The organism is Enterobacter sp. BIDMC 30, assembly GCF_000534355.1.
GTDB lineage: Bacteria > Pseudomonadota > Gammaproteobacteria > Enterobacterales > Enterobacteriaceae > Enterobacter > Enterobacter ludwigii.
The window spans coordinates 3217706-3232617 of sequence record NZ_KI973169.1; the positions used below are offsets into that span (position 1 = coordinate 3217706).

At 58.1% G+C, this 14912-nt stretch carries 15 protein-coding genes; 11 read left to right on the forward strand and 4 right to left on the reverse strand.

The window, feature by feature from the left end; translation table 11 throughout:
- Positions 1-421 precede the first annotated feature (421 nt).
- Positions 422-4384, forward strand: a complete 3963-nt coding sequence (gene putA / locus L466_RS07130; protein WP_032681276.1) for a trifunctional transcriptional regulator/proline dehydrogenase/L-glutamate gamma-semialdehyde dehydrogenase — start codon at positions 422-424, stop codon at positions 4382-4384.
- Between the two features lie 101 nt (positions 4385-4485).
- The gene (locus tag L466_RS07125; protein WP_020884714.1) at positions 4486-4881 is read left to right on the forward strand and encodes a lysozyme inhibitor LprI family protein; all 396 of its coding nucleotides are present in this window, start codon (positions 4486-4488) and stop codon (positions 4879-4881) included.
- Here L466_RS07125 and rutR read toward each other — a convergent pair.
- On the reverse strand, positions 4878-5516 hold the full coding sequence (gene rutR / locus L466_RS07120) for an HTH-type transcriptional regulator RutR (protein ID WP_020884715.1): 639 nt from the start codon (positions 5514-5516) through the stop codon (positions 4878-4880). The genes L466_RS07125 and rutR overlap by 4 nt on opposite strands.
- 243 nt (positions 5517-5759) lie before the next feature.
- Between rutR and rutA the strand changes: the two genes are divergently transcribed.
- From rutA to rutG, 7 genes are read left to right on the forward strand one after another with little or no spacing between them, the layout of a single operon-like run.
- A complete protein-coding gene (rutA, locus tag L466_RS07115) occupies positions 5760-6851 on the forward strand; it encodes a pyrimidine utilization protein A (protein ID WP_025204484.1) in 1092 nt (363 codons plus the stop codon).
- A complete protein-coding gene (gene rutB, locus L466_RS07110) occupies positions 6851-7540 on the forward strand; it encodes a pyrimidine utilization protein B (RefSeq protein ID WP_020884717.1) in 690 nt (229 codons plus the stop codon). Before rutA ends, rutB begins: the two co-directional genes overlap by 1 nt.
- 11 nt (positions 7541-7551) lie before the next feature.
- The gene (gene rutC, locus L466_RS07105; protein ID WP_020884718.1) at positions 7552-7938 is read left to right on the forward strand and encodes a pyrimidine utilization protein C; all 387 of its coding nucleotides are present in this window, start codon (positions 7552-7554) and stop codon (positions 7936-7938) included.
- 7 nt (positions 7939-7945) lie between these two features.
- On the forward strand, positions 7946-8746 hold the full coding sequence (gene rutD, locus L466_RS07100) for a pyrimidine utilization protein D (protein WP_032681277.1): 801 nt from the start codon (positions 7946-7948) through the stop codon (positions 8744-8746).
- A 9-nt stretch (positions 8747-8755) separates the two neighbouring features.
- Positions 8756-9346, forward strand: a complete 591-nt coding sequence (locus L466_RS07095; protein ID WP_025204485.1) for a malonic semialdehyde reductase — start codon at positions 8756-8758, stop codon at positions 9344-9346.
- A 9-nt stretch (positions 9347-9355) separates the two neighbouring features.
- Positions 9356-9850, forward strand: coding sequence for an NADH-dependent FMN reductase RutF (gene rutF, locus L466_RS07090; protein ID WP_014169496.1), 495 nt, complete (start codon positions 9356-9358; stop codon positions 9848-9850).
- Positions 9851-9871: 21 nt separating this feature from the next.
- Positions 9872-11200 (forward strand): pyrimidine utilization transport protein G, encoded by a 1329-nt coding sequence (gene rutG / locus L466_RS07085; protein WP_014169495.1) that lies wholly within the window; start codon positions 9872-9874, stop codon positions 11198-11200.
- Here rutG and L466_RS07080 read toward each other — a convergent pair.
- Together L466_RS07080 and L466_RS07075 are read right to left on the reverse strand one after the other, a co-directional pair.
- Positions 11188-12111, reverse strand: a complete 924-nt coding sequence (locus tag L466_RS07080; protein ID WP_032670558.1) for a DMT family transporter — start codon at positions 12109-12111, stop codon at positions 11188-11190. The two genes, rutG and L466_RS07080, sit on opposite strands and share 13 nt — an antisense overlap.
- Before the next feature lie 117 nt (positions 12112-12228).
- Positions 12229-12399 carry a con-10 family general stress protein gene (locus L466_RS07075; RefSeq protein WP_001273664.1) on the reverse strand — a complete coding sequence of 57 codons (171 nt, stop codon included), beginning with the start codon at positions 12397-12399 and terminating at the stop codon, positions 12229-12231.
- Positions 12400-12790: 391 nt separating this feature from the next.
- On the opposite strand from L466_RS07075, the gene wrbA reads away from it, so the two are divergent.
- Both wrbA and L466_RS07065 read left to right on the forward strand, forming a co-directional pair.
- Positions 12791-13387 carry an NAD(P)H:quinone oxidoreductase gene (wrbA, locus tag L466_RS07070; protein ID WP_014169491.1) on the forward strand — a complete coding sequence of 199 codons (597 nt, stop codon included), beginning with the start codon at positions 12791-12793 and terminating at the stop codon, positions 13385-13387.
- A gap of 18 nt (positions 13388-13405) precedes the next feature.
- On the forward strand, positions 13406-13633 hold the full coding sequence (locus L466_RS07065; protein ID WP_014169490.1) for a YccJ family protein: 228 nt from the start codon (positions 13406-13408) through the stop codon (positions 13631-13633).
- A gap of 32 nt (positions 13634-13665) precedes the next feature.
- On the opposite strand, the gene agp is transcribed toward L466_RS07065, so the two are convergent.
- Positions 13666-14907: a bifunctional glucose-1-phosphatase/inositol phosphatase gene (gene agp / locus L466_RS07060; protein ID WP_032681278.1), complete on the reverse strand. Its 1242-nt coding sequence runs from the start codon at positions 14905-14907 to the stop codon at positions 13666-13668.
- Between the last annotated feature and the right edge of the window lie 5 nt (positions 14908-14912).

Genomic DNA, 14912 nt, shown 5'->3' on the forward strand with positions numbered 1-14912 from the left:
AAATTCTCCAAAATGTCGAGCGACAACCGTCCGGGTTGCCTTGTTATGTCATCACCGGAACGTAGTGATGTGTGTATGTGTTTCTGTTGGCCGCGCGTATCCTGCCGTAAGCAGTGCTCGCACACAAACGATTTAACACTGCATTTACATCAAATTCATCCCTGGTTTTATACGTCTTTCGTATAGGTTGCACTCGCTCACGCTTTTACGGGTTGCACCTTTTAAAAGTGTTAAGTTCCGCATAAAAACAGGCCTCTCATCCAGAAACCAGCACTTTTTTCCAGCTAACCATCTCTTAACAATCCATTCATTTCCTGGGTTGCAAACCAGGTCACATTTAACACGGTTGCACAAAGTTGCAACATGGTGGATATTTCACGCTATCGATAGCACACGACGACAGAACAACAGGAGCTTTGGCATGGGTATGACCACCATGGGGGTTAAGCTGGATGACGCAACCCGCGAACGGATTAAGACCGCAGCAACCCGCATTGACCGCACGCCGCACTGGCTAATCAAGCAGGCGATTTTTAACTACCTCGAAAGGCTCGAAAGCGATGAGGGGCTGCCAGAGCTGCCCGCGTTGCTGGCGGGTGCGGCCAATGAAAGTGATGAGGTTTCCGCCGCTGCTGACGAAAACCATCAGCCGTTCCTTGAATTCGCCGAGCAGATCCTGCCTCAGTCGGTCAGCCGCGCCGCCATTACCGGTGCTTACCGTCGTGCCGAAACCGACGCCGTACCGATGCTGCTGGAGCAGGCCCGTCTGCCAGAAGCCATTGCCTCTCAGGCGCACAGCCTGGCGTATCAACTTGCCGACAAATTACGTAACCAGAAAAATGCCACCGGCCGCGCCGGAATGGTACAGGGTCTGCTGCAGGAGTTTTCCCTCTCCTCTCAGGAGGGCGTAGCGCTGATGTGTCTGGCGGAAGCGCTGTTGCGTATTCCTGACAAAGCCACCCGTGACGCACTGATCCGCGACAAAATCAGCAACGGTAACTGGCAGTCACACATTGGCCGCAGCCCGTCGCTGTTCGTCAACGCGGCGACCTGGGGCCTGCTGTTTACCGGCCGACTGGTCTCGACTCATAACGAAGCCAACCTCTCTCGCTCCCTGAACCGCATCATCGGCAAGAGCGGTGAACCGCTGATCCGCAAAGGCGTGGATATGGCGATGCGCCTGATGGGCGAGCAGTTTGTTACCGGCGAAACCATCGCGGAAGCGCTGGCCAACGCCCGTAAGCTCGAAGATAAAGGTTTCCGCTACTCTTACGACATGCTGGGTGAAGCGGCGCTGACCGCCGCCGACGCGCAGGCTTATATGGTCTCTTACCAGCAGGCGATTCACGCCATTGGTAAAGCGTCAAACGGTCGCGGTATTTATGAAGGCCCGGGGATCTCCATCAAGCTCTCGGCCCTGCATCCGCGCTACAGCCGTGCGCAGTACGACCGGGTGATGGAAGAGCTCTATCCGCGCCTGAAATCCCTGACCCTGCTGGCGCGCCAGTACGACATCGGTATCAACATCGATGCCGAAGAGGCCGACCGCCTGGAGATCTCCCTCGATCTGCTGGAAAAACTGTGCTTCGAGCCGGAGCTGGCAGGCTGGAACGGAATTGGTTTCGTTATCCAGGCGTATCAGAAACGTTGTCCGTTCGTGATTGATTACCTGATTGACCTGGCAAGCCGCAGCCGCCGTCGCCTGATGATCCGCCTGGTGAAAGGCGCCTACTGGGACAGCGAAATTAAACGCGCCCAGATGGAAGGTCTGGAAGGCTATCCGGTCTATACCCGCAAGGTTTACACCGATGTCTCATACCTCGCCTGCGCAAAAAAACTGCTCGGCGTGCCGAACCTGATTTACCCGCAGTTTGCCACCCATAACGCCCACACCCTGGCGGCCATCTACAGCCTGGCCGGACAGAACTACTATCCGGGTCAGTATGAGTTCCAGTGCCTGCACGGCATGGGTGAACCGCTGTACGAGCAGGTCACCGGTAAAGTGGCGGATGGCAAACTGAACCGTCCGTGCCGTATTTATGCCCCGGTGGGCACCCATGAAACCCTGCTGGCGTACCTGGTGCGTCGTCTGCTGGAGAACGGGGCGAACACCTCCTTCGTTAACCGTATCGCCGATACCACCCTGCCGCTTGACGAGCTGGTTGCCGATCCGGTGCAGGCGGTTGAGAAGATGGCGGCCCAGGAAGGTCAGATTGGCCTGCCGCATCCGAAGATCCCGCTGCCGCGTGAACTGTACGGCAAAGGTCGCGTGAACTCCGCGGGCCTGGACCTGGCGAACGAACACCGTCTGGCCTCCCTCTCCTCCGCCCTGCTCAACAGCGCGCTGCAGAAATGGCAGGCCAAACCGATTCTGGAGCAGCCCGTCGCTGATGGCGAAATGCAGCCCGTGATTAACCCGGCGGAGCCAAAAGATATCGTCGGCTACGTGCGGGAAGCAACCGAAGCAGAAGTGGATCAGGCGCTGGACAGCGCGGTGAATAACGCGCCAATCTGGTTCGCGACGCCGCCGCAAGAGCGTGGCGCCATTCTGGAACGTGCTGCGGTGCTGATGGAAGACCAGATGCAGTCGCTCATCGGGATCCTGGTGCGCGAAGCAGGTAAAACCTTCAGCAACGCCATTGCCGAAGTTCGTGAAGCGGTCGACTTCCTGCACTACTACGCAGGCCAGGTTCGTGATGATTTCGATAACGAAACCCACCGTCCTCTCGGTCCGGTGGTGTGTATCAGTCCGTGGAACTTCCCGCTGGCGATCTTCACCGGCCAGATTGCCGCCGCACTTGCCGCCGGCAACAGCGTGCTGGCAAAACCGGCGGAGCAGACCCCGCTGATTGCCGCTCAGGGTATTAACATTCTGCTGGAAGCAGGCGTGCCTGCGGGTGTCATACAGCTGTTGCCGGGCCGCGGTGAAACGGTCGGGGCGAAACTGACCGCCGATAACCGTGTGCGCGGCGTGATGTTTACCGGCTCGACTGAAGTGGCCTCCCTGCTGCAGCGCAACATCGCCACCCGTCTTGATGCACAGGGGCGTCCAACGCCGCTCATCGCTGAAACCGGCGGCATGAACGCCATGATCGTCGACTCCTCCGCGCTCACCGAGCAGGTGGTGGTCGATGTTCTCGCCTCCGCCTTCGACAGCGCGGGCCAGCGCTGTTCCGCCCTGCGCGTGCTGTGTCTGCAGGATGACGTGGCAGACCACACGCTGAAGATGCTGCGCGGCGCGATGGCCGAATGCCGCATGGGTAACCCGGGCCGTCTCACGACCGATATCGGGCCGGTTATCGACGCGGAAGCCAAAGCAAATATCGAAAACCACATTCAGACCATGCGCACCAAAGGCCGTCCGGTCTTCCAGGCCGTGCGTGAAAACAGCGAGGATGCCCGCGAGTGGCAGACCGGCACCTTTGTGCCGCCAACGCTGATTGAACTGGCCAGCTTCGACGAGCTGAAAAAAGAGGTCTTTGGCCCGGTATTGCACGTGGTGCGCTACAACCGTAACAACCTCAACGAGCTGATTGAACAGATTAACGCCTCCGGCTATGGCCTGACCCTCGGCGTGCATACCCGCATCGATGAGACCATCGCTCAGGTGACCGGCAGCGCTAAAGTAGGCAACCTGTACGTCAACCGTAACATGGTCGGCGCGGTAGTGGGCGTACAGCCGTTCGGCGGTGAAGGTCTGTCAGGTACCGGTCCAAAAGCCGGTGGTCCACTCTACCTGTACCGTCTGCTGGCAAACCGTCCGGACAATGCGCTCGGCGTGACGCTGGCACGTCAGGATGCCGAACGTCCGGTGGACGCGCAGCTGAAGGCCGTGCTGACACAGCCGCTGGAGGCGCTCATCACGTGGGCAGAAACACGCCCGGAACTGCGCGCTGTCGCACAGCAGTATGGCGAACTGGCGCAGGCGGGAACGCAGCGCCTGCTGCCGGGGCCAACCGGTGAGCGCAACACCTGGACGCTGATGCCGCGCGAGCGTGTGCTGTGCGTGGCGGACAATGAGCAGGATGCGCTGGTTCAGCTGGCCGCCGCTGCTGCAACCGGTTGTGAAGTGCTGTGGCCGGAAGATGCACTGCATCGTGACCTCGCGAAACAGCTGCCGAAAACGGTCTCTGCCCGCATTCATTTTGCGAAGCCCGATGCTCTGCTGACTCAGTCGTTTGATGCCGTTATCTATCACGGTGATTCCGACCAGCTGCGCGAACTGTGCGAGCAGGTAGCGGCCCGCAGCGGTGCGATTGTTTCGGTGCAGGGCTTTGCCCGCGGCGAAACCAATCTGCTGCTGGAACGTCTGTACGTGGAGCGCTCGCTCAGCGTGAACACCGCGGCGGCGGGCGGTAACGCGAGCCTGATGACAATCGGTTAATCGTGTAAAATATCCCCGGTGGCACTACGCTTACCGGGGTGACAAAAAAACCCAAGGCCGGATAAGCACAGCGCATCCGGCTTTTTTACATGGAGGGGATGATGAAAAGATATCTGATCGCGGGGGCTGCATTGCTGCTGAGCGCGAACGCGCTGGCAGAAGAGTGCGCAAATGCGACCACCCAGCTTGAAATGAACACCTGTACGGCGCAGCAGTACCAGGCAGCCGATAAAAAACTGAATCAGACGTATCAGGCTGCCATCAAACGCGCAGAAGCCCCACAGCGTGAGCTTCTGAAAAAGGCACAGCAGGCGTGGATTGCCCTGCGCGATGCCGACTGCAACTTTATCGGGTCGGGTACTGAGGGAGGCAGCGTCCAGCCGATGATCATCAGCCAGTGCCTGAACGAAAAAACCGTTGAGCGTGAAGCGTTTCTTGCCTCACTGATGCAGTGTGAAGAGGGCGATTTAAGCTGCCCTCTTCCGCCGGGAAACTAACGCACGCGGATCCCTTCAATGATCATCTGCTGAACGTTTTCCAGCGTGCTGTGGAAAAACGCCTCATCCTGGAGCGTTTTACCGGTCACCGCTTCAACCTGGGCCGCAAAGTCAGCGTAATGCTGAGTGGAGGCCCAAATCATAAAGATCAGATGATGTGGGTCAACTGGAGCCAGCTTCCCGCCCGCCACCCATCCGGCAATAATGGCCGATTTCTCGTCAACCAGCTGTTTTAAATCCCCGGTCAGTTCCGCCTGCAACAGCGGTGCGCCCTGTAGCATCTCCAGGCAGAACAGCCGTGACGCCTGCGGATAATCACGCGACACCTCCAGCTTCAGGCGAATGTACTCCCTGATCGCCACCAGCGGGGCAAGCTCTTCGCGAAACGCCTTGAGCGGCGCCAGCCAGATATCGAGGATCTGTTGCATCACCGCAATATAAAGCGCCTCTTTCGACGGATAGTAGTAGAGCAGATTCGTTTTCGACACCCCGGCCTGTTCCGCCACCTGCTCAAGGCGCGTGCCATGAATACCAAACTGCGAAAAGGTCTCCAGCGCCGCACCGAGGATGGCCTGCTTCTTCGCACTGACCGCCTGCGAACGTTTACCGGGTGTTTTCACTGCACCTTGTGTCATTCCCGCTCTCCATATTTTGCGTTGCCATCAGCATAGCAAAACCCCTCACCGACCACGACACTCTGCACTCCGATCGCGCATGAATGCCTGTTTTCTGTGCAATGTTTTTGACCATTTAGTCCACATTTGCATACCTCAATTAACCAACCATTGATTAACACATTAATAACAAAGCCATTTTCAAAACTGGCATTGCCTTTGCAACCCCCTCTTTACCTGCAACGTCGTAAAGAGAGGTTCGTGATGAAAATTGGCGTATTTGTACCTATCGGCAACAACGGCTGGCTAATCTCGACCACCGCCCCGCAATACATGCCTACTTTTGAGCTGAATAAGGCCATTGTGCAAAAGGCGGAGCACTACCATTTCGATTTTGCGCTTTCGATGATCAAGCTGCGGGGTTTCGGCGGCAAAACCGAATTCTGGGATCACAACCTGGAGTCCTTCACCCTGATGGCCGGGCTGGCAGCCGTCACCTCGCGCATTCAGATCTACGCGACGGCCGCCACCCTCACCCTGCCGCCGGCGATCGTTGCCAGAATGGCCTCCACCATCGACTCCATCTCCGGTGGTCGCTTTGGCGTTAACCTGGTTACGGGCTGGCAAAAACCTGAGTATGAGCAGATGGGGATCTGGCCGGGCGACGAGTATTTCTCCCGCCGCTATGACTACCTGACCGAGTATGTGCAGGTGCTGCGCGATCTCTGGGGCACCGGCAAAAGCGACTTCAAAGGTGATTACTTCACCATGAACGACTGCCGCGTTAGCCCGCAGCCTTCCGCCCCGATGAAAGTGATCTGCGCCGGGCAGAGCGACGCAGGAATGGAATTCTCCGCTAAATACGCCGACTTCAACTTCTGCTTTGGCAAAGGCGTGAATACCCCAGCCGCCTTCGCCCCGACCGCGGCACGCATGAAAGAGGCCGCGGACAAAACCGGTCGCGATGTGGGTTCCTATGTCCTGTTTATGGTCATTGCCGACGAAACCGACGACGCCGCCCGCGCGAAATGGGAACGGTATAAGGCGGGCGCGGACGATGAAGCGCTGAGCTGGCTCACCGAACAGAGCCAGAAAGATACCCGTTCCGGCTCGGACACCAACGTCCGTCAGATGGCCGACCCGACCTCAGCGGTCAACATCAACATGGGCACGCTGGTCGGTTCCTATGCCAGCGTCGCCAGAATGCTCGATGAAGTGGCCGCCGTGCCCGGTGCGGAAGGCGTGCTGCTGACCTTCGATGAGTTCCTGACCGGTGTGGAAACATTCGGCGAGCGCATTCAGCCGCTGATGCAGTGCCGCGCCCACATTCCTGCTATCACAAAGGAGGTCGCGTAATGACCACGCTTGCAGCACGTCCGGAAGCCATCACCTTTGCGCCGCACCAAAGTGCCCTGATTGTGGTGGATATGCAAAACGCCTATGCCAGCCAGGGCGGCTATCTGGATCTGGCGGGATTTGACGTCTCCGCCACCCGACCGGTGATTGAGAACATTAAAACTGCCGTCAACGCAGCCCGCGCGGCTGGCATGCTGATCGTCTGGTTCCAGAACGGCTGGGACGATCAATATGTGGAGGCCGGTGGCCCGGGCTCTCCCAATTTCCATAAATCTAACGCCCTGAAAACCATGCGCAAACGGCCCGAACTGCAGGGCACACTGCTGGCGAAAGGCAGCTGGGATTACCAGCTGGTGGATGAGCTAGTGCCAGAGGCAGGCGATATCGTGCTGCCCAAACCGCGCTACAGCGGCTTTTTCAACACCCCGCTCGACAGCCTGCTGCGCAGCCGGGGGATCCGTCATCTGGTCTTTACCGGCATCGCTACCAACGTCTGCGTGGAATCCACCCTGCGCGACGGCTTCTTCCTGGAATATTTTGGCGTGGTGCTGGAAGACGCCACCCATCAGGCCGGGCCGGCGTTTGCGCAGCAAGCGGCCCTGTTCAACATCGAAACCTTTTTTGGCTGGGTCAGTAACGTCGCGGATTTTTGCGACGCCCTGAATCCACCGCTAGCCCGTATTGCCTGAGGAACAAGACCATGCCGAAATCCGTGATTATTCCGCCAGGAACCAGTACCCCGATTGCCCCGTTCGTGCCCGGCACGCTGGCCGATGGTGTGGTGTATGTATCCGGCACGCTGCCGTTTGATCAGCACAATAACGTGGTCTACCCCAACGACCCAAAGGCGCAAACCCGCCACGTGCTGGAGACGATCAAAAAAGTGATCGAAACAGCGGGTGGCACAATGGAGGATGTGACGTTCAACAGTATCTTTATCACCGACTGGAAAAACTACGCCGCGATTAACGACATTTACGCCGAGTTCTTTCCCGGTGATAAACCGGCCCGGTTCTGCATTCAGTGTGGGCTGGTGAAGCCAGATGCGCTGGTTGAAATCGCGACCGTTGCACACATCGCAAAGTGAGGCGGCCATGAAGCTCTCTGTCTCACCTCCCCCTTACGACGGCGCGCCCACGGTTGTCCTCATTGCCGGGCTTGGCGGGGGCGGCAGCTACTGGCTACCGCAGCTTGCCGTCCTGGAGCAAGAGTACCAGGTGGTGTGCTACGACCAGCGCGGGACGGGCAATAATCCCGACGTGCTGCCGGAAGCCTACAGCCTGGCGATGATGGCCGACGAGCTGGCCCGGGCGCTGAATGCCGCCGGGATCGTTCGTTACTGCGTCGTGGGTCATGCGCTGGGGGCGCTGATCGGCCTGCAGCTGGCGCTCGACCACCCCGATGCCCTCAGCGCGCTGGTGTGCGTGAACGGCTGGCTCACTCTGAATGCTCATACCCGACGCTGTTTCCAGATCCGCGAACGCCTGCTTCATGCAGGCGGCGCACAGGCGTGGGTAGAGGCACAGCCGCTGTTTCTTTACCCGGCCGACTGGATAGCCGCCCGCGCGCCGCGTCTGGAGGCCGAAGAGGCTCTGGCACTGGCCCACTTCCAGGGCAAAAACAACCTGCTGCACAGGCTGAATGCCCTGAAGAAAGCGGACTTCAGTCGCCACGCCTCACGCATTCACTGCCCGGTACACCTCATCTGCTCCGCCGACGATCTGCTCATCCCTGCGGTCTGTTCCACTGAGCTACAGGCGGCCATCCCCGGCAGCCACAAGGTGGTGATGCGTCAGGGCGGGCACGCCTGCAACGTCACCGAGCCAGAAACCTTTAATACGCTGCTGCTGAACGGGCTTGCCAGCCTGCTGCACAGCCCTGAACCCGCTTTATAAGGAGCCCTGATGAGCGAAGCGATTACCCCTGGCGCGCTGGCATCACTGTTTACCGGCGCACGCACCCATAACGGCTGGCAGGCGATCCCCGTCAGCGACGAGACGCTGCGCGAGATCTACGACCTGATGAAATGGGGTCCCACGTCCGCCAACTGCTCGCCAGCGCGGATTGTGTTTGTACGAAGCGCAGAGGGAAAAGAAAAACTGCGCCCGGCGCTTTCCAGCGGCAACCTGGAGAAAACCCTCACCGCCCCGGTCACGGCGATTGTCGCCTGGGATAGTGAATTTTATGAACGCCTTCCCGCCCTGTTCCCCCACGGGGATGCGCGGAGCTGGTTTACCTCAAGCCCGGCGCTTGCCGAAGAGACCGCCTTTCGCAACAGCGCGATGCAGGCGGCTTACCTGATTTTCGCCTGTCGGGCGCTGGGGCTCGATACGGGCCCAATGTCAGGCTTTGATCGCCAAAAAGTCGACGACGCGTTTTTCACCGGCACGTCGCTGAAAAGTAATCTGCTTATCAATATTGGCTATGGCGATACCAGCAAACTCTACGGCCGTTTGCCGCGTCTGGCCTTTGAAGACGCATGCGCACTGGCATAAGGAGCCATCATGATGACACCCGATAAACAAACCTTCCGTGATGCCATGGCCTGCGTCGGTGCGGCGGTCAATATCATCACCACCGACGGTCCTGCCGGGATGGCGGGCTTCACCGCCAGCGCGGTGTGCAGCGTAACGGATTCACCGCCCACGCTGCTGGTATGCCTGAACCGTGGCGCATCCGTCTGGCCGACCTTCAGTGAAAACCGCACCCTGTGCGTCAATACCCTGAGCGCCGGACAAGAGCCGCTATCAAACCTGTTTGGGGGGAAAACCCCGATGGACGAGCGCTTCGCCGCCGCGCGCTGGGAGACCGGCGAAACGGGGTGCCCGCGTCTGGAGGAGGCGCTGGCCTCGTTTGACTGCCGTATCAGCCAGGTGGTGAGCGTGGGCACGCACGACATCCTGTTTTGCGACATCGTTTCGATTATTCGCCACCCCGCGCCGCAAGGGCTGGTGTGGTTTGACCGCGGCTATCACGCGCTTATGCGACCCGCCTGTTAACCCTCCTTAAGGAGTCAGCTCATGGCAATGTTCGGTTTTCCCCACTGGCAGTTGAAATCGACCTCTACAGAACCTGGCGTGGTCGCGCCGGATGAAAGGCTCCCGCTCGGGCCAACCTTAGTGATGGGGGTTCAGCACGCGGTCGCGATGTTCGGCGCAACGGTGCTGATGCCCATGCTGATGGGGCTTGATCCCAATCTGTCCATTCTGATGTCGGGTATCGGTACCCTGCTGTTCTTTTTCATCACCGGCGGGCGCGTGCCCAGCTATCTTGGTTCCAGCGCTGCGTTTGTCGGCGTGGTCATCGCCACCACCGGCTTTAACGGTCAGGGTATCAACCCGAATCTGAGCGTCGCGCTCGGCGGCATTATCGCCTGCGGGCTGGTCTACACGCTGATTGGCCTGGTGGTCATGAAGGTCGGGACGCGCTGGATAGAGCGGATGATGCCTCCCGTCGTCACCGGGGCTGTGGTGATGGCAATTGGTCTGAACCTTGCGCCAATAGCCGTCAGAAGCGTCTCCGGTTCGCCCTTTGAAAGCTGGATGGCGGTGATCACGGTACTCTGCATTGGCCTGGTGGCGGTGTTTACGCGGGGGATGATCCAGCGACTGTTGATCCTGGTGGGGTTAATCGTTGCCTGTCTGGTGTACGCCCTGCTGGCAAACGTCTTCGGTCTGGGCAAGCCGGTTGATTTTACACTGTTGCATAACGCCGCCTGGTTCGGCCTGCCGCAGGTGACGTCTCCGGTCTTTAACACGCAGGCGATGATGTTAATCGCGCCGGTTGCGGTGATCCTGGTGGCAGAAAACTTAGGCCATCTGAAAGCCGTTGCGGGTATGACCGGGCGCAGCATGGACCCTTACATGGGCCGCGCCTTTGTCGGCGACGGTCTGGCTACCATGCTCTCCGGCTCGGTCGGCGGTAGCGGTGTAACGACCTACGCTGAAAATATTGGTGTGATGGCAGTGACCAAAGTTTACTCCACCCTGGTCTTCGTGGCGGCAGCGGTGATGGCGATGCTCCTCGGCTTCTCACCGAAATTCGGCGCGCTGATCCACACCATTCCCGCGCCGGTGATTGGTGGGGCATCGATTGTGGTATTTGGTCTGATTGCCGTTGCCGGGGCACGCATCTGGGTGCAGCACCGTGTCGATCTGAGCCAGAACAGCAACCTGATTATGGTGGCGGTCACGCTGGTGCTGGGGGCGGGAGATTTTGCCCTGACGCTGGGCGGCTTCACCCTTGGTGGGATTGGCACCGCAACCTTTGGCGCAATCCTGCTTAACGCCCTGCTGAGCCGCCGGGAAGCGGCCGCACCGCAGGGCGACGTGGTACATCAGGACTCTTGATTTATCGCAGCGCTGTCACGCTCTGGCAGCGCTTTTTTCTTCCGTTTCAGCTTCAGCTCACTCACCAGCACGCCGGCGACAATAAACGCCGCACCCACCAGCGCCAGCAGCGGTAAACGCTCTCCCGCGATACGCCCGAAAATGCCCGCCCATACCGGTTCACCGGTATAGATAACCGTCGCACGCGTCGGGGAAACGCTGCGCTGCGCCCAGTTCATGGTGACCTGGATAATGGCGCTAAAGATGCCCAGCCCCAGCGCCACTACAACCAGCCCGGTGGACATCGGCGGAACAGACTCCCCTGCCGGCACCATGGTGGCAAAAGCCACCAGCGACGCGGTCGCCAGCTGAACCACGGTGACGCGCTTGACGTCCACTTTGCCAGCCCAGGCGCTGATCAGAATAATTTCCGCGGCAATCGCGATAGCACCCACCAGCGTAATGATTTCGCCCGGCCCCAGCGCCAGCAGGTTATTTTCCGGCCCGGCAAGCAAGATAAGGCCAACAAACGCCAGCACGATCCCCGTGCAGGACATCAGACCCGGTATTCTCCCCAGACAGAGCCATTGCAGTAACGGCACCAGTGGCACATACATGGCGGTGATAAACGCCGATTTGCTGCTGGTGATGGTCTGCAATCCCCACGTCTGCAGGCTGTAGCCCATGGCAATCGCAACCCCAATGGCCACCCCGGCCTTCAGTTCTTTAAGCGTCAGCCCACGCAAGGTTTTAAGCGAGAGTAACCCCACGGCAATCGCCGCCGTCGCAAAGCGCAGGCCGACAAAAAAGAACGGACCGCTCAGCGTGACCGCGTACTGGACGGCGAGAAAGGTTCCGCCCCAGAACATGGTGATCAGAATGAGAAGGGCTTCCTGAGGTTTGACGGAGAATGTGAAACGGGAGAGAGACATGCGGCACCAGCAAATAAGCATCAATCCTCTAGTGTGCGATGCCTTTGGTGACAGTTCAATGTTGCAGAAATAAAAAACCGCCGGGAGATCCCGGCGGCAGGGTATCAGCCCGGCGTATTACTTATTGCTGCCATGACTGTTTTTGCCCCCTTTTTTGCCAGCTTCTGATGCCCGCTGAGGATCATTTTTGAAATTCCCCCCGCTAGACTGGCCACCTTTACGACCTGCTTCTGATGCTCTTTCACGGTCTTCAGCGAAATTACCTGAACCACCACGATGGTTTGCCATCTCTAACCTCCAGAGTGTGAAACATTAGACATCATATTGCATTCAGTAAAAGAGGATTCTTTCACCGCGCGGCTGAAGGACAGTGCCTTTATCTGTGCCACGTGAAATTAAGCTTAGTGGAATGCGGCTATCCGGCAAGTCAGAGGTAATATTCTGCAACATGATCTCAGCCATTCGGGTGAGATTACGCGACGGCCATTTATAAGCCTTTCTTATCATTTTAAAAATCCGCAGCGGGAAAGTTGTTTCATTTTGCTACAAAGCGCTTTTGTATCCATATTGTTATAAATCAAAGAAATGCCGTTCATTTTTGCAGTCTGGCTGTGATGACTTATCTTTAAATGAACGCAGCGATCCGCTGTCAGAAAACACAAACGAGGAGTGATGCAAAATGGCAAAAGTTCTGGTGCTCTATTATTCCATGTATGGACACATTGAAACCATGGCTCACGCGGTAGCAGAAGGTGCAAACAGAGTGGACGGCGTAGAAGTTGTGGTGAAACGCGTACCGGAAACGATGCAGGCTGAGGCGTTCGCCAAAGCCGGGGGGAAAACACAAAATGCCCCGGTTGCCACCCCGCAGGAACTGGCTGATTACGATGCCATTATTTTCGGCACCCCTACCCGATTTGGCAATATGTCAGGCCAGATGCGGACCTTCCTCGATCAAACCGGAGGACTTTGGGCATCCGGAGCGTTATATGGCAAACTCGCCAGCGTCTTCAGCTCCACCGGGACCGGCGGCGGTCAGGAGCAGACGATTACGTCAACCTGGACTACCCTTGCTCACCATGGGATGGTGATTGTGCCGATTGGCTACGGCGCGCAGGAACTGTTTGATATTTCCCAGGTTCGTGGCGGGACACCGTACGGCGCCACCACCATTGCCGGTGGCGATGGCTCCCGACAGCCGAGCAACGAAGAGCTCACTATCGCCCGCTATCAGGGTGAGTATGTCGCAGGCCTCGCCAAAAAACTGAACGGCTAACTCAACAGGAGGACAAGTATGCCAACTCAAGAATCCAAAGCCCACCGCGTGGGTGAATGGGCAAGTTTACGCAACACCTCTCCGGAGATCGCCGAAGCCATTTTTGAAGTCGCGAACTATGACGAGAAGCTGGCAGAGCAGATTTGGGAAGAAGGCAGCGATGAAGTGCTGGAACGTGCCTTCGGGAAAACGGACAAAGACGCGCTCTTCTGGGGTGAGCAAACCATCGAACGTAAAAACGTCTGAACGTTTCCCCCCGCCTGAGCGGGGGGTTTTAACTATTTCGCCGCGTTATTCATCACCGCATTGAATTTATCGATTGGGCAAAAACCGTTCGCATCAACCGGACACCCCTTCAGCTCCAGCGTCACACGCTGTGCCGGCGCATCCAGTGACAGTACGCTGGCGTTACGCAGTTGGTCGGCGCTCTGATAGACATACTCAATCTTCATGAGCTCCTGGTTGGCGCTTTTATCATGCCAGCGCTGGAAAACAATTTTCCCGCCAATTGGCGTCCGCTCATGCTGGTCATGCAGCTGGTACGGTTTGAAATCCAGCGCCGTAAGCAGCGACGCGATATTGGAATCATGCCCCACCAGCAGGGTGATTTTCGGCGCTTTCGCCTGCCCGGTGACGAGAGCCTGGTCGATATACTTCACCAGCGGTTTGGCCACGTTTTGTGCCACCTCGGTGGAGGTAAACAGCGAGTCCTGATAGCCATTTTTCAGCTGCGACAACACGCGCCACTGTTGATCGGTTTTAATTTCACCCCAGGCAACCTGGTCTGCCGGGAAGCCTTCGTAATACTGCAGCGTGAAGGCATCCACCAGCGAGTTACCGACTTTTAACGGCCCCGATACGCCAGGTTCTTTTTCATAGTCGGCGCTGAAGGTATCTTTCGCCTCTGCCAGCGAGCACACGTTCTTCTCTTTACAGGACGGTGAATCAGCGTAATTCGTCATCTGCTCCAGCAGCTTGTAGCTCTCGCCAAGCTGCATTTTCTGCCGCTCAGTCTCCATCGCCTTCAGCGCTTTTTCACGGAATTCAGGTGAGTTATCCGTAATCACCGGGTTAAAGGTCGGATCCATGGTGCCCATTTTTTCCTGATGATGCACAGGCACATCGCACCCCGGGAAGGCGCCGGTGATAAAGAACTGCGCGGTGGCGACAGTGCGCTGCAGGCTGTTGGCATAGGCATATACGCTATCCGCGGCCGGGCACTCGCCGGTTTTCACCATCCCCTGCTGTGCCAGCCACTCGCGCATATAGTGGCCCATATAGACTTCAAGCACGCCACCTTTGGTGGTGAGCTGGCCGCCTGGCACCTCCCATTCTGGCCACTGCTTCGGTGTGGATTGCTCGAGCACGCTGCCATTGTTGGCGAGCGGCGCGCGCAAATTATGGCGACTCATGATTAAAACTTGTTCCAGCTGATACCCTTCCGGCGTCTCTTGCGCCTGCACGCCAGATGTCACTGCAATGGAACCGGCGATTGCCAGCGCAAGTAGTGCTTTTCTCATCCCTA

What these genes read in the sequence shown, in the direction of transcription:
- putA (WP_032681276.1), top strand. Translation starts at nt 422, where the DNA reads ATGGGTATGACCACCATGGGGGTTAAGCTGGATGACGCAACCCGCGAA.
- L466_RS07125 (WP_020884714.1), top strand. Translation starts at nt 4,486, where the DNA reads ATGAAAAGATATCTGATCGCGGGGGCTGCATTGCTGCTGAGCGCGAAC.
- rutR (WP_020884715.1), bottom strand. Translation starts at nt 5,516, where the DNA reads ATGACACAAGGTGCAGTGAAAACACCCGGTAAACGTTCGCAGGCGGTC.
- rutA (WP_025204484.1), top strand. Translation starts at nt 5,760, where the DNA reads ATGAAAATTGGCGTATTTGTACCTATCGGCAACAACGGCTGGCTAATC.
- rutB (WP_020884717.1), top strand. Translation starts at nt 6,851, where the DNA reads ATGACCACGCTTGCAGCACGTCCGGAAGCCATCACCTTTGCGCCGCAC.
- rutC (WP_020884718.1), top strand. Translation starts at nt 7,552, where the DNA reads ATGCCGAAATCCGTGATTATTCCGCCAGGAACCAGTACCCCGATTGCC.
- rutD (WP_032681277.1), top strand. Translation starts at nt 7,946, where the DNA reads ATGAAGCTCTCTGTCTCACCTCCCCCTTACGACGGCGCGCCCACGGTT.
- L466_RS07095 (WP_025204485.1), top strand. Translation starts at nt 8,756, where the DNA reads ATGAGCGAAGCGATTACCCCTGGCGCGCTGGCATCACTGTTTACCGGC.
- rutF (WP_014169496.1), top strand. Translation starts at nt 9,356, where the DNA reads ATGATGACACCCGATAAACAAACCTTCCGTGATGCCATGGCCTGCGTC.
- rutG (WP_014169495.1), top strand. Translation starts at nt 9,872, where the DNA reads ATGGCAATGTTCGGTTTTCCCCACTGGCAGTTGAAATCGACCTCTACA.
- L466_RS07080 (WP_032670558.1), bottom strand. Translation starts at nt 12,111, where the DNA reads ATGTCTCTCTCCCGTTTCACATTCTCCGTCAAACCTCAGGAAGCCCTT.
- L466_RS07075 (WP_001273664.1), bottom strand. Translation starts at nt 12,399, where the DNA reads ATGGCAAACCATCGTGGTGGTTCAGGTAATTTCGCTGAAGACCGTGAA.
- wrbA (WP_014169491.1), top strand. Translation starts at nt 12,791, where the DNA reads ATGGCAAAAGTTCTGGTGCTCTATTATTCCATGTATGGACACATTGAA.
- L466_RS07065 (WP_014169490.1), top strand. Translation starts at nt 13,406, where the DNA reads ATGCCAACTCAAGAATCCAAAGCCCACCGCGTGGGTGAATGGGCAAGT.
- agp (WP_032681278.1), bottom strand. Translation starts at nt 14,907, where the DNA reads ATGAGAAAAGCACTACTTGCGCTGGCAATCGCCGGTTCCATTGCAGTG.